This is a genomic window from Candidatus Hydrogenedens sp., from assembly GCA_035378955.1.
In the GTDB taxonomy this organism is placed as follows: domain Bacteria; phylum Hydrogenedentota; class Hydrogenedentia; order Hydrogenedentales; family Hydrogenedentaceae; genus Hydrogenedens.
Genome location: DAOSUS010000012.1, coordinates 1 through 15702, shown reverse-complemented (window position 1 = coordinate 15702; position 15702 = coordinate 1). Strand labels below are relative to the sequence as shown.

Below are 15702 nucleotides of genomic sequence, written 5' to 3'. Positions count from 1 at the left end.
TCTATAACAATCCTGAGGTTATTTATATAAATGGAAAAGAAAGAAAAAGTCCGATTTGGATGGAAAGAATTTTGTCTTTTATTCTTTTCTGTTTTACTTGTAGTCCTTGTTCTACATTTTATTGATGATGTGTTCAGTTTCCCCGATGATTATTATTTAATACAGGGTCTCCATCTTATTTTTCCTAAAGGTTCAAATGAGGAATTTGTTTCAACAGATTTCCGCTATCGAGTAAGTATCAATTCTATTGGTATCCGTGATAAAGAGATTTCTATTCCAAAAGATAAGGATACCTATCGGATACTTGTCTTTGGCGATTCTTATACCTATGGTTGGGGTGTCAATATCGAGGATACCTGGGTGCGTCGTCTGGGACATAAAATCAAAAAGGAAGGGAAAAATGTGGAAACAGTCAATTTGGGTAAACCCGGTGCAGACCCGTTATTTTACTATGAATTGGCAAAAGTGGCAATACCTATATTAGAGCCAGACCTTATCCTGATAGCACTATTACAAGGAGATGACCTGCTTGCCGTTTGTGGTTCTGAAGTAAAAACGACAGAGGATAATATTATTTTTAGCGTATTAAATTACCTTTTCCCAAATATAAGCAAAAGTGTTCGAAGATATCTAATGCAAAAATACATAATTGAGAAAATGGGAAGGAAACCGGCTTTAATTAACAATGCAGAAAAAAATCAAGAAGCCGCTCGCAATTCTGCAAAGGAAATTTTGTTGCAATTCAGTGAAAAAGAAAGAGAAAGTTTTAATACTCTGGATAAAGAAATCCGTTCCGCTTTCCTTGATGGGCTAATAAATCCTTTTCTTATTTCCGTCGCAATTAAAAATCCCAAGGTTACAATTACACCTCTGGAGGAGAGTTCAAGTCCGATGATTACGCCCTGTATAGAAAAATTGACGCAGATATTAAAGAAAATAGCCGCGATGGGAAAGAAAACAGGAGCAAAAACAGTTGTTGTTAGTATTCCGCAGGGTTTTTATGTTAATCAATATGCATGGGAAAACATGAAACGATTACATTTTGAAGTATCCCCTGAGATGTTAACAACAGAAAATGTGGATAAACATTTTATTCTTTCTGCGGAACGGGCTTCGTTACCTTGTTTTATTCTGACACAAGAATTTCGAGAGCAGAAAGATAATCCTGAATTATTTTTCCCTATCGATGGACATCCAACACCTAAAGGACATCAACTTATCTCAGAAATTTTGTCTAAAAAACTACAAGAATGGCTGAAAAAACATTAACCGATGACCTATAGGATATAGGTAATACATTTATACTTTTTATCCAATCATAAGGATACGGCATGCCGTTCCCTTACAAGAAGAATGAACTAAAAAGGAAATTTTTAATAAAATGAAAAAAATATAAAATTTTATTTGACAAATCATTTTTTTTGTAATATAATAAAATACAATATTCAATGTAGGCAGAAATTAATTTTTTGTCTGTTTTTTAGCAGGTATTATGTTGAAAAAGAGAAAAAGTTATAATGTTATTTATTTGATAAGGGGAAAGGGGAAGGGTCTAATTCAAAAAAATTACTCAGGGAATTTAAGATGTTCCTATGGGTTGGAACATCTTTTGTTGTTCTAAAATTTAATAACCAATAGAAGGAATGGTAAATATGTTTAACAACAGGCTGGACTCAATTTTAACAGTGCTGGTGGTAGTGGCTATTTTTGCAGTGGCTGTGCCAGCATGAGCAGTTGTCTATGTGGACAAGATGGCACCGCGACCGGGTGGTGTCGAAGACGGTTTAACCTGGGCGACAGCATTCGACACGATTCAAGAAGGTATCGACCTTGCCTCAGCACTTGGAGGTGACGAGGTCTGGGTTGCAGGAGGACCCAACGGTGGAGGTTATGTGTATGATGAGTTGCGCACCGTACCATGGGGTGCTCCTTCGAATGTTGATGGCTCATTGATTCTCGAAGATAATGTTCAACTCTATGGTGGTTTTGAAGGTTACCATGGTATTCGTGAAACTGCAATAAATCAAAGGAATCCTCGCCTTGCGGTTACTATCATTGATGGTTCTCATTCTCGTGGTGGTGCCGCTGCTTTCCATGTAATTGTTGCCGGAAAAGCCACGGACCCTTCACTTAATATGCGTGTTGATGGCTTTCAGATTACAGGTGGTAATGCGGCGGGTGTTCCGGGAGACTATCATACCTGGCGTGGCGGCGGATTATATAACTGGGCTGCTCAGGTAACAGTTGCCAACTGCACCTTCATCGGCAACATTGCAGCCGTATCCGGCGGTGCTATAGCAAACGAACGAAACGGTGCTATTGTTCCCCAACTTAAAATTGAAAATTGTGTGTTTTATCAAAACAACGCTCAGCGTAAAGCAGATTCCGCGGCTAATCCGATTCGTGGTGGTGGCGCTATCTTTTCAAATCAGGCAGATGTCACTATTGCATTTTCGACATTTGTATCGAATATTGTTGATACCTCTACAGGTGGATTGTATGGTTTACAAAGTGGTGGATTTTTTGGATACAACACAACCAACGCAACGCAAATCAACAGTTGTATTTTCTGGAACAATACACCTGCTTTGGCAAATTGTGTTCAGGTGTTATGTGGTATAGGTGCACCTCCGGGCTGTGGTCTGCCTACTATAATTAACACGAATATAAATCAAAATCAAGACCCGTTATTTGCTACGGCTGCTCCGGAGTTCGAATTACAATCTGTTTCACCATTTGTTAATACAGGGACAACACCGTATTCGTTGGCAACAGATATACGGATGGTTCCTCGTCCTCAAAATGTAAATAACGACCGCGGTGCTTACGAAACTGTTACGCAGCCTATGACAGCGGCATGCCGAAATGACCAGTCGGTATCGTTGGACAACACGGGACATGCGACCCTACCCGCTGTGAACTTAGCAGATATAGTGAATAGCGTTGTTCCGGGTGGATTATGGCGTGTTCAGGTAAGTGGTGCGTATACAGTTAATTTCGATTGCAGTATGTATCCATCTACATCTATTACCGTGCGGTTAATCGAAAATTCAGGTCGTTGGGCAGAATGCAATGCAACAGTGGCTGTTAATGACCTAATATCACCTGTGGCGGTATGCAAGGATATAACTGTTTATCTGAATAATGCGGGCACATATACTTTAAGTGCTAACGAGATTAATAACGGTTCATCAGATAACTGTTCAGTTATCCTATCTATTCCGCCAACAACATTTGATTGTAATGATCTGGGACAGACATTACCGGTTACACTTACAGCAACCGACCCCGCAGGGAATAGTGACCAGTGTGTTGCTAATGTGACCGTGCAGGATAACCTGCCTCCTACGGTAATTACCAAACAAATTACAGTTCAATTAGACGGAACAGGAAATGCGTCTATTGTTCCAGCGGATGTAAACAATGGTAGTTCTGATAACTGTGGTATTGCCAATTTATCACTGGATAAGAGCACATTTACCTGTGCAGATGTGCCTTCAGCGATAGTAAATCTAACGGCTACGGATGTAAGCAATAATAGCAGTTCAGCTCCCGCTTTAGTCATAGTGCAGGATTCCATAGCTCCTACGGTGATAACGAAGGATATCACTGTGCAGTTGGATAACTCCGGACAGGTGACGATACTTCCGGGTGATATAGATAACGGTAGTTCCGATAACTGTGGTATTGACAGTATGCAAGTTGTCCCGGCAACACTTTCCTGTGCTGATTTAGGCACAGCTGTGGTTGATTTAATTGTGAATGATGTAAATGGTAATATCGGAACGGCACCAGCAACCATAACCGTACAGGATAATATTGCTCCAACGGTAATTACGAAGGATGTAACGCTGTATCTGGATGCTTCCGGTCAATTGACGGTGCTTCCCTCAGATGTGGATAATGGCAGTTATGACAATTGCCCAATAGACCGTATGGAAGTAGACCCGAATACATTCACCTGTGGAGACATCGGTTCACATGTGGTTACTTTGACTGTTTATGATGAGGCAGATAATAGTTCTTCGGATACCGCTACTGTGACGGTGGAAGACAATATGCCTCCGACAGTTGTTACAAAGAATATCACTATCGATTTGGATGCCAATGGCAATGCCAGCATTGTGCCGGCCGATGTGGATGATGGTAGTTCTGACAATTGCGGTATTGACCATCTTGCCTTGGATAAAGACACCTTTACTTGTGCAGACCTCGGTGATAACATGGTGACCCTGACGGTTTACGATGTGAACGGCAATTCTAACTCCGGGACGGCGACAGTAACCGTGCGTGATGTAACCAAACCGATTATAACTGTAACCGGAGAAGAGGAAGTGTTCCTGAAGATTATGGTGGACTGCTACACGGAGCAAGGTGCGGTATGGACCGATGCGTGTGATGGAACAGGTGCTGCTATTATCGGTGGTGACCCAGCGCCTACCAATTGTCCTCTACAAGAGAGTGATTTAGGTGATTATGTGATTACCTATGATTACACGGATAGCAGTGGCAATGTTGCCGAACAAAAGACACGGACAATTCATGTTATCCGCAACTATCCACCCGAAATCACCCTATTAGGCGACAATCCGATGATACTCAATTGTAAAGAGCCATATTTTGAACCCGGTTATACTGCCACAGATGTTGAAGATGGCGATTTAACCTCAGAAGTAATCGTAACGGGTGAGGTAGACCCATATACACCGGGAACTTACATTATTTCATACGAAGTAACCGACCATGACCCGGATTATCCGATGACCACAACGGTATATCGGACAGTTGAAGTCGTGGATAACGATTTGCCTACATTGACAATGGAAGGACCATCGTTATTAGCGTGGCAAGTAGGTGAGCCGTGGGTAGACCCGGGTTATACAGCAGAAGATTATTGCTGGGGTGATGTAACGGCGTTAGTTGAAATAGATGGAGTGGTAGATGTGAATACACCGGGTTCGTATCTGCTGACATATACACCCAAAGATGGTAGTGGCAATTCCGGTGAGTCCAAAGAAAGAACTGTATATGTAGGCGACTTGCTACATATCATTGATGAATATCCCGATGTTACGGATACCTATGTTGATTCAAATACCTTTGTATTAACCGTGAACTTTACAGGTGGTATCTTTATCCCCGGATATGACACTTATGTCTGGTATCGGGATTCAGATATCGTAAATAGTGGACCCCTGGATGTAGGGATGAATACGCTTGAATTGGTAGTTGACCCGAAAGCGTTGACGAAGGGTATCTATGGGTATAAGGTTGAATTAAATGATGTTGAAAAAACGCATACCTCTGGAACTATGAGTGTTCGTATCGCAAGACATATCGTAATTACACAAAATATTTCCGATGCGGAGGTCATCATTGATAATGATTACTCCATGACCGTGCTGGCAGAAGGTGGAGTCGCGGAAAATGGTCTTGGCGAATTGCGTTATCAATGGCAGAAACAAACCGCAGGTAAGGCATGGGAAAATCTAACCGATGGTGGAAATATCTCCGGCACGAATACCAATACTTTGGTGTTCTCTCCATTTGAAGAAGGAGATGGTGGACAATATCGCTGTATAATTAGTGATGATTTGACAGATATTGTATACAGTAATGTGGCGACACTTACTGAAGCCACGGGCATTCCTGTTGCAGGCGTGTTCGGTCTTGGTGTGATGACGGCTTTGAGTGCTTTGGCAGGTGCATTTACCCTGCGTCGCCGTCAACGATAATAGAAGCATATCCTCGAAGGTAACGAGGTAGAATTTCATACACGGGGACTTGTCCAGAAGGGCAAGTCCCCCTTGTTATAACTATTCATGTCATAATTTTGAACCCTGTGTAAATCTTCAGTGCTCTCTGTGGTAAAAGAATTAACCCGTTAAAAACACCCGAAGCGGGGATGTGTCATATAAAGAAGAGCGGTAATTTTAATATATGGAGGTGAAAGATTTTTCGTCTCTACATATTTACAGTAAAAAAGAATTAACCACAGAGGACACAAAGGAAATTTGTAAGATAATGAAAAATTTATCTATGTTTAACAAAGTATTGGACAATCAGTAAATTGCTTTTATAAACAAATTGTCCTATGAAGGACATTTTTATTGTTATTCTTGTTTTAAAATGCAATTGTAGAGATAACCAACTAATTCTCCTTGTAAAAAGATTTTCTTTGAATTAATAAAAAAAAATGGATTTTAAACTTGACTTTTTTCTTTTTATAGTGTATATTATAATATGATGTTATATTTATAGGTTTTAGTATTAAAACCTATAACTTTAGATATACAATAGGCTGCAGTAAAATTGAATATTAACGAAATGAGCAAAAAGAAGGTTAACACTCTTTGACTTTGTTCAATAGAAACATGTATTATTTTTCTGTGCTGCCATTAAGATGCGGTGTGCGGCATCTTGATTATGTTTTGGCTTTACATAATGATTTAATAATATTCAACTTTTAACAAGGAGAGTTCAACCCATGAGTAAAAAATTATCTCTAACATTAATCAGTGTGCTGGCTGTGTGTGTATTTATGTTTGCGACAACGCCGGCACAGGCACATCCGTATATGTATTACAACGATACCAATAATCAGTATTGGGGCAGTTTAGAGCAGATGGCAAGCGAAATGGACAACATTCTTGATGCTATGTTGGTGTCATTGGGATTGTGTCCACAATGGTCGCAAGACTGTAACGGAGCCAATTCCGCATTTTGGCGGTATGTAGCGGGTCAGGATGGACCCTATTGGGACCAAGGCGATAACGGTACCCAGAATATGGGCGCAAGTCAACCTTGGAACTTGGTGCGTAAGAATGACAATCCGAAGATATTTGATTCTCGTTATTTTGCCTTTTTAGATGCAGTATTAGACCCAAACCGAAATACGAACTTACCGGCTGCAACGGTTAATTCAATAAGAACTGCATTTCAGAACAATATCCAGAGGGCATTGCAGGCAGAGCTAACGATAAATAATGTCAGAATAACGGCAGATGTACTGGGATGTGATAATGATATTACGCGAAATATTACGACGAACACGACGATGACGATAACAATTCATGCGGTGAAATTTTGCATAGTGTCGTATGATGTGACCTTTGATGTTCCTTCGTTTTTCAGGAGTGACCGTGGTGGACCATTAGCGGAGGATGCAGACCCGAGGTTGGATGATGCGTTGGTGAATTTGATAGCGGCATATATGACATTAGGGGACCAGCGTTCGGTAGATTATATATATTCCTTCATGGGTGAAATGATTCGTATAGTGATAAACGAATTGTTAGATGATATTATCCGTAACATGGTAAAAGGTGTTAATGATAAGAAGTTTGTTGACCAACTAATAGCAGCAGGTCCTGAGAATTGGGATTTTACACCCCATCCGGAATTGTATGCACCCGAGCCGGTATCAAAGGCAACATGTTATCCATTCAGAGCTACAGCCAATGTAGATTTTACGGTACCGGTTAAAGTGCCGGATGTAGCGACAATTGATATTCGAGTTCGTGTTACGGATGTGGATATATGTAATTCAGTTAGGAATTTTGCTAATACTCACGTAGTGGGGTCAGCATATTCTCTGCAAGGTACATATTTATCAGTAAATAATACTTCTACGGGAAATTTGAATGGGGATGGGCGTCGTAATTTCTTGACCTATACAGATACATTTGCTACTTCGAATCAGAATGCGAGTGTAGCGGAGTGGGCATTGAGGGAGGATATATTCCCGAATCCGATCCCGATAGAGACTCAGCCTGTGGGCAGGACGACTCCGCCGTTGACCTATGGACAGGATAGCTGGACATTGAGTGTAGCGGTGGATAATGGAGATGGAACGATTTGGACGGTGAACAATTTACCGCCGACAGCACCGCGGTTTAACTATCAGTGGTATTATGGTTCTGACCCCGGGAATGTAACCACAACTTATCCCGGTGGTAATGTGAGAGTATTGAGTATTAATCCTGTGAACTGGATAGGGTCACGGTATTTCCGTTGTTTGATAGCAGACCCGTATTCAAAGGCGAGTACATATTCGGATACAGTGGAAGTGAAAGTTGAAGCGCCACCCATTGTTATTACACAACAACCGCAAGTGAATCCGACACCGCCGATAAATGCGTTAGATCCATTCACGATTACCTGTAATGCGACACAGACCGGCGGAACATTGAGTTATCAATGGCAGATAGACCGTGACTTCGGCGGTCCGTTGGGCTGGGAGAATGTAAGTGACGGTGATAGTGATAATGTTTACAATGTGACTTCCGCAACAGCGAATGATGAGGGTGCTTATCGTTGTGTGATTACTTCGACCACTTTTGACAATACTGCCACAACAGGAACGGTAGGTGTGACGGTGAATGTTCCACAGCCGGTGGTGACAGAACAACCTGTTGGAGGAAGTATTGATGTAGGAGATAACTGGGTATTCCAGTGTAATGGTGATATAACGCCATCCAGTCCGTTGACATTCCAGTGGCAGAAGAATAGGGTAAATATAGGTTCAGCAATACCGGGACCAGGGCCGGTTCAATTACCAATAACGAATGCTCAACCGTTGGATACAGGATATTATCGTTGCAAGATTACATCAACGGTTTATGGAAGTTATGTGTTTACGAATGAGGTGTATTTAGGTGTTGGTGCGCCCAGTGGAGCGGTGTTCAGAGTGGATAAGATGTCGCCCAGTCCGAGTGATGGTTTGACATGGGAGACGGCATTCCATACGATACAAGAAGGAATTGATGCGGCCGCTGCAGCAGGTGGTGGTGAAGTATGGGTAGCAGGTGGACCGAACGGAGGAGGTTATGTATATAACGAATTACGGACGGTGTCTTGGGGTGCACCAGCAGCAGTAGATGGTTCTTTAGTGCTTGAAGACAATGTTCAGTTGTATGGTGGCTTTGAAGGATATGCGGGACAGCAAGAGACGATACGGGCTCAGCGAGCAGTTCGTCGTTGTGTTACGATAATTGATGGTTCGACATCGAGAGGTGGTGTGCCTGCATATCATGTAATAGTGATAGGTAAGGGGACAGAACCGAATGTAGGAGTGCGTATAGATGGCTTTGATATTCGTGGTGGTCGTGCGGTTGGAGTAGCGGGCGATTACCATACATATCGAGGTGCGGGTATATACAACTGGGGCAGTGCTCCCGTGATAGCGAATTGTACATTTTATGATAATATAGCGGCGGTAGCAGGAGGTGCTATAGCAAATGAAACCAATGGTACCTTCAATGCAGCCGCTCAGATAATGAACTGTGTATTTTATCAGAACAGTGCCAACCGTCAAGATGTTGGTAACCCGATGCGTGGTGGTGGTGCTATCTTTAATGATATGGCGGACCCAGTGATTAAGTTCTCTACATTCGTGTCAAATACTATAAATGGAACTCCATCAGGTCCCGATGATTTGTATGGTCTGGTAAGTGCGGCAATCTTTAACTACAACACAAGTTCTGCTTTAACGATAGACAGTTGTATCTTCTGGCAGAATGCACCAGGATGCATAGAGACCTTCTGTCCGCCAAGCAATCCATCATGCTCACCGCCGACGGTGAATAGTACAGATATAACACAATTAACCAATCCGCAATTTGACCCATTGTTCCCGCCGCCGACATTTAAGTTAACTTTAACATCGCCATTTGTAGACGCGTCTACATTGGCAACTCCGAAGTATGATATTCAGGGTGTGCCGAGACCGCAGTCAGCGGGTCCGGACCGTGGTGCTTATGAATTGGTGAAAGACCCGATGAATGTTGTATGTCAGAATATTTCCGTGGATTTGGATAATACAGGTAATGTTACATTCCCAGCGAATGCATTGTACGATGCTGCGGGTAGTACTATACCGGGTGGCTTGTGGAAATTACTGGTAAGCGGTTCGGCTACGGTATCTTTGAACTGCTCGCATTATCCGAGCACACAAGTGACCTTGACTGCTATTGATTATGATGGTAATCAAGGGACATGTCAGGCTACGGTAACGGTGAATGATATTATACCGCCGACAGCAGTCTGCAAAGATATTACGGTATATCTGGATGCCAATGGCGAGTATACACTGACAGCGGCTGAGATAGATGGTGGTAGCACGGATAATTGCAGTGTAAGTGAGTTGACGATTCCGCCGACGACCTTTACCTGCGCCAATATAGGTCAAAATCAGGTGCAGCTGACAGTAAAAGACCAGGCTAATAACTCCAGTAATTGTCTGGCTAACGTAACTGTACAAGATAATACGCCACCAACAGTGGTAACAAAGAACATAACAGTTGATTTAGATGAAAATAATCAAGCGACGATTGTGCCTGCGGATGTAGATAATGGTAGCACAGATAACTGTGGTATTGACCATCTTGAACTTGACCGTAGCACATTTACCTGCGATGACCGATTAACACCGCAGACCGTTAATCTGACTGTATATGATGTGAATGGTAATTCGGCATCGGCACCGGCTCAGGTAACCGTGCGTGATGTAGAAGCACCTGTAATTACAAGAAGAGGTGCAGAAAATATCACCTTAGTTATCAATGTAGATTGCTATGTTGAAGAAGGAGCGTTCTTCACCGATAATTGCGATGGCACGGGTGAGGCAGTTGTAGGTGGTGATGTTGTGCCGAATCATTGTCCATTGCAACCCGGTGATGAAGGCGATTATGTGGTCACTTATGATTACACCGATTTAAGTGGCAACGCTGCGACACAGATAACCCGATCAGTGAAGATAATTGCCAATTTGCCGCCGACGATTACACTGTTAGGTGATAACCCGATGACAATCGGTTGTAAAGAAGAATATGTCGAGCCGGGCTATGTAGCCACTGACCCAGAAGATGGTGATTTGACCAGTGAAGTCATTGTAACCGGTGAAGTGAATTCTGCAGAACCCGGGACCTATCAGATTGAATACAAAGTGACAGACCATGACCCGCAGTATCCACAAACAACGATTGTTTATCGCACGGTAGAAGTGGTTGATAGTGATTTGCCGACCATAACATTACAAGGGGCAAATCCATTGCCATGGCAAACAGGCACACCGTGGGTAGAACCGGGTTATGATGCAGAAGACCCATGCTGGGGCTGGGTAACCCCGATTGTTGAAGTTGTAGGCACGGTTGATGTAAATACACCAGGAGTGTATGTGATTACCTACACGCCTAAAGATTACAGTGGTAATAGCGGAACACCCGTAGAACGCACGGTGTATGTAGGTGATTACTTACAGTATGTAGCGCAGCCGCAAAATGCAGATGCGTATGTAGATTCAGACTCATTCACATTGAACGCCACATACACAGGCGGTATATTTATCCCTGGATATAATACTTATGAGTGGTTAAGAGACAATGATGTAGTAGCCAGTGGCACAGTACCAGCACCTGAACCTGTGAATACAATATCGCTTCAAGTAGATCCTTCGATATTGGCGCCGGGCACTTACATGTATCGTTCGCGAATTAATGCGTTAGATGGCACCTATCCATCGAATCAGGCTCGTGTCCGTATAGCTAACCATATCTCTATAACAGGAGATATATCCAATGCAGAAGTGGTACCGGGTGATAACTTCTCCATGGCCGTAACCGCAGAAGGTGGTATAGGAACCTTGCACTATCAGTGGCAGAAGTCTGATGGTGAAGGCGGAAAAGCCTGGGTGAACCTGACTAATGGTGGAAATATCAGTGGTGCCACATCGAATACGCTTGTATTTACACCGTTTAATGAAGATGATGTAGGTCAGTATCGTTGTGTGATAAGTGATGACCTGACAGATGTCATATATAGCAGTGTCGCGACATTAACGAAAGGCAGTGGCATACCTGTTGCGGGTGCTGTTGGTATTGCACTGGTCAGTGCTTTGAGTGCTCTGGCAGGTGTGTTCACGCTACGGAAACGCCAGCGCTAATAAGATGTACTGATACTTAAAGGTGAGGCGGTTCATGATAAATGAACCGCCTCACTGATTTTTTAAAAGGTTATAATTATGCTTTATTAGAGATTATATGTATCTGATGAGGAGACAGGTCTAAAATAAAGCCCCGTTTCGGAATGGTGCGTAATCGTTCTTTCCAGCGTTTGGAGACAGAACATAATTTTTGCAGGAGCTGGCACTTTTGAAAAGCAATTTGTGCTTCTTCAACAATAACATCTTTCCAGAGTTCTTTGTATATGTCTTCATACGAAACGCAACAACCAACATTGTTTGCAAGCAGACACAACAACCGATATTGTTTCTCGGGCAGATGAATTTTCTTTCCTTCCAGCCAGACTTCTCCGGGACGCTTCATATCAAGGGCTAATAAGATATTCCTTTGTTGTTCATGGGTATCAGGTTTTGTAGTAGAAAAATTTAGTTCTTTGGGTGTGAGGGATATATTTTTTGTAGTGGGCTGATAGGGAAGGTCTTTTGAGGTTTGTAGCGGGGGTATTTGTGAAAGGAAGGTTTGCTCGGAACAGTTTTTATTTATTTGTGGGTATGAGTTAGAAAGTAATGAAGAATTAAATTTTTTTGTGCGTATTTTTCTGGAGAGTTGTTTTAAGGTATGGATTTTTTCCTCAGGAATATATTTTATTAATTCACTTACAGGTGCTTTTATAATTTGCTCTGCAGAGCATATTCCATTGCTGTATAGGGAGAGTATCTGTGCTCGTGATAGCAATCCCTCATAATTTCGGGCAAGCGATAAATCTTCAACAGGTATGCCCCATCGCACCTGTTCGGATAATTTGCGAAAATCGTCAGGGTTATCAATACTCATCATTTCTGCCAATTGAGCAAGCACATCTAAAATCCATGCTATACGCAGCCCTGCCTGAACTACCTGTCCCGCTGAAACTCGAAATTCTTCTTCTATTTCTGAAAGAGACTTCCCGTTCATCCATTCCCGAAGAACAAAGGCAATCTTCAGTCCTTTCACTTCGTAAATATTCGGTTCGGCTAACCCTTGTTGAAACTTTTGCAAAGGTGTCATAACATCCCAGGGAGTTCGCAAAGGATATTCGTTGAGCCGTTGGCTATATATTTGCGAATGAAATTCGTTTGGGGACAGTTCAAATTGAGGTAGCCATGCGTCCGGGGTGAGCGATGAAATGAATAAAGCGTCCAAATCATCTCGTTCCCGACCGCGTATCAGGTTTAGCCATTGCTCCAATTGTTCCACTGTTTCAGGGGAAACGCCTTTTGTTGCAACAATCTGTCCACGCGGAGTTAATCCGTATCGGTGTAAACTTTTCTTCATACAAAATCCTCTACGAACACATGAATCCATAAAATCATTTGCCCATGTGGAATAGGCGTTCTGTTTGTAATCGAATAATCGTTTTTCTGTAAACCGCCAGCAGGATTGAAAAAACTCCGCTATATGTTCCATCGTAACGGTGTTGTAAGAAGCAATAACGTTGAGCATGGGTGAATTGAGCGGTGGAATTTCGTCGGATAAAAAGGTAGGACGCGAGGAATGCTGAATATACCACGACAATAATAGGTCTTTTTCTTCCTCACTATTTGCGATGAGTATTGCCCGTGCAGGTTGGTCGGTATATCCATATCTACCGGCTCTGCCTGCCATATTTTCATATTCGGAAAGCGATAGCGGTATGTTTCCTCCATTTCCCTGTCTGTCTGCGTAATACCATTTTTCAGGGGAAATGAAAACATTTTGCACGGGTAGGTTCAGCCCTTTGGCTAAAGTGCTGGTTGCTACTAAAAGACGAATTTCTCCCTTGCGAAAAGATTCCTCTACAATGTGCCGTTCTTCCGATAACAAATCGCTATAATGGAAACCAATACCCTGTTGAAATGCATGCAGTAGAGCATCACGGGCACGGGTCGGTTCTAATAATTTGATGCGTTCTATGGCTTGTTCTGCTGGTGGAAGGTTCAGGAACTCTGCCAATTCTCGTGCCAGTGAACGCACCTCATTGCGTGTTTTCATAAAAACGAGACAGGTTTCGCCTCTGTGGATAAATTCTGCAATCCCTTGTAAATAAGAATTTTCAAAAGAAAGAGAGGGGTCGAATATAGGTTCCTTTTCTATCTGACCTGTTTCACCTAAATAGTAAAAAATCCCGTTATACATTACCCCTTTCTTCAAAGGAACAGGTCGTATTTCGGAATGGATAAGTTTTGCCTTCATCCATTCAGCCATTGTGGAAGGCTGGGAAAGGCAGGCAGATAGGGCAATACATCGAGCCGATGAACCGAGACATCGTGTTAGAAGAAAGTCGGCGGTTACGCCCCGTTCGGGGTCAAAGATTAAATCGATATCATCAAATATCATTAACCCTATTTTGTTTAATACGGAAGGTTGACGGGCAATTAACTGAAACATTTTTTCATAAACCACAACGGCTATGTGGAATTGTCCCTGTTCCAGCCGTATGTCATGATGGCGGTAATCGCTCGTAGAAATTAGAATTTGTATTCCATATCGTTTGTATCGCTCTCGCAATGTTCGAAACATTTCTTCTGCCTGCACACGCAAAGGAACAAGATAGACAGATTTCCCCTGTTGAAGGTAAGTATGCACCATAGCCAATTCCGCCAGAAAAGTTTTGCCAGCACTGGTTGGCGCATGGATAAGTAAATGAGGCTCCAAAAATAAGGTTCCGTTTTCAATAACTTCTCTTTGTAAGGGGAGAAGTTCATAACAGAACTTTTGATACTCTTTAAGTAAAGGTTCTGGAAAACCTGATTTGAGTAAGGTTTCGATAATGTCCATAATTTATCTCCCAAAATATATTTTCAAAATATAATCTTATATTATAGTGAAAATTTTTTCACTATTCAAATTTGTTGTTACTTTTTGCCTTAATAGGTATTCGGAGAACAAAGGAAATATGTTATACTGTTAACCGGGTATGCTTAGGCGTTGAGGCATCTTCAGAATAAACCTTAAAAGAAGGAAAAAACAATGGCAGATAAGATTGATTATCAGATTTATGGAAACGATATGCAAGCCGTACAGATTACCCTTGACCCGGGTGAATCGGTTTTTGCAGAGGCTGGAGCCATGCTTTCGATGGATAACGGTATTGAAATGCAAACAAGTGCTGGCGGACTTATGAAAGGACTGAAACGGATGCTTACCGGAGAATCGTTTTTTATTACGAATTTTTATAATCAAGGGAGCCAAAGGGCAAATGTGATTTTTTCGGCTCCATATCCTGGGAAAATTATCCCTATTGATTTGAAGATGTTCGATGGAACTTTTATATGTCAAAAGGATGCTTTTTTATGTGCGGCTGGTGGTGTAGAGATAACACCAACGCTGGTGAAAAAAATTGGTATAGGCTTGTTTGGTGGTGAAGGATTTATCTTACAAAAGATAGTAGGGGATGGATTTGCCTTTGTGCATATTGGTGGAACAGTCCTGGAACGGGAATTATCAGGTGGGGAAACGCTTCGTGTGGATACGGGCTGTATTGCAGGCTTTTCATCTACAGTGAAATACGATATTCAATTTCTGTCTGGATTTAAGAATGTTCTATTCGGGGGTGAAGGGTTGTTTCTTGCAACTTTGCAGGGACCGGGAAAAATATATCTTCAAACCTTGCCTTTTTCGCGTCTCGCTGACCGCATTATCTCTGCATCGCGTAGAAATCGTGAAGAGACGAATATTGGCGGTGGTGGTAAAGGATTAGGAATGTTAGGACGGTTAATAGGTG

General features: G+C 42.2%; 5 protein-coding genes. 4 read left to right on the top strand and 1 reads right to left on the bottom strand.

Annotated features, from left to right (window positions below; genetic code table 11):
• Positions 1 to 30 precede the first annotated feature (30 nt).
• The 3 genes from PLA12_04300 to PLA12_04290 all read left to right on the top strand — a co-directional run bounded on the left by PLA12_04300 (position 31) and on the right by PLA12_04290 (position 11941).
• On the top strand, positions 31 to 1269 hold the full coding sequence (locus PLA12_04300; GenBank protein ID HOQ31719.1) for a hypothetical protein: 1239 nt from the start codon (positions 31 to 33) through the stop codon (positions 1267 to 1269).
• Positions 1270 to 1751: 482 nt separating this feature from the next.
• Positions 1752 to 5735: a DUF5011 domain-containing protein gene (locus PLA12_04295; GenBank protein ID HOQ31718.1), complete on the top strand. Its 3984-nt coding sequence runs from the start codon at positions 1752 to 1754 to the stop codon at positions 5733 to 5735.
• A 752-nt stretch (positions 5736 to 6487) separates the two neighbouring features.
• Positions 6488 to 11941, top strand: coding sequence for a DUF5011 domain-containing protein (locus tag PLA12_04290; protein ID HOQ31717.1), 5454 nt, complete (start codon positions 6488 to 6490; stop codon positions 11939 to 11941).
• Positions 11942 to 12017: 76 nt separating this feature from the next.
• On the opposite strand, the gene PLA12_04285 is transcribed toward PLA12_04290, so the two are convergent.
• Positions 12018 to 14756 (bottom strand): DEAD/DEAH box helicase, encoded by a 2739-nt coding sequence (locus PLA12_04285; protein HOQ31716.1) that lies wholly within the window; start codon positions 14754 to 14756, stop codon positions 12018 to 12020.
• A gap of 192 nt (positions 14757 to 14948) precedes the next feature.
• Here PLA12_04285 and PLA12_04280 point away from each other — a divergent pair.
• The coding region (locus PLA12_04280) for a TIGR00266 family protein (protein ID HOQ31715.1) at positions 14949 to 15702 on the top strand (754 nt) is incomplete at its 3' end.

Excerpts from the sequence above, each read along its gene's own strand:
- PLA12_04290 (HOQ31717.1), top strand. The coding sequence starts at position 6,488 with ATGAGTAAAAAATTATCTCTAACATTAATCAGTGTGCTGGCTGTGTGT.
- PLA12_04295 (HOQ31718.1), top strand. The coding sequence starts at position 1,752 with ATGGCACCGCGACCGGGTGGTGTCGAAGACGGTTTAACCTGGGCGACA.
- PLA12_04285 (HOQ31716.1), bottom strand. The coding sequence starts at position 14,756 with ATGGACATTATCGAAACCTTACTCAAATCAGGTTTTCCAGAACCTTTA.
- PLA12_04300 (HOQ31719.1), top strand. The coding sequence starts at position 31 with ATGGAAAAGAAAGAAAAAGTCCGATTTGGATGGAAAGAATTTTGTCTT.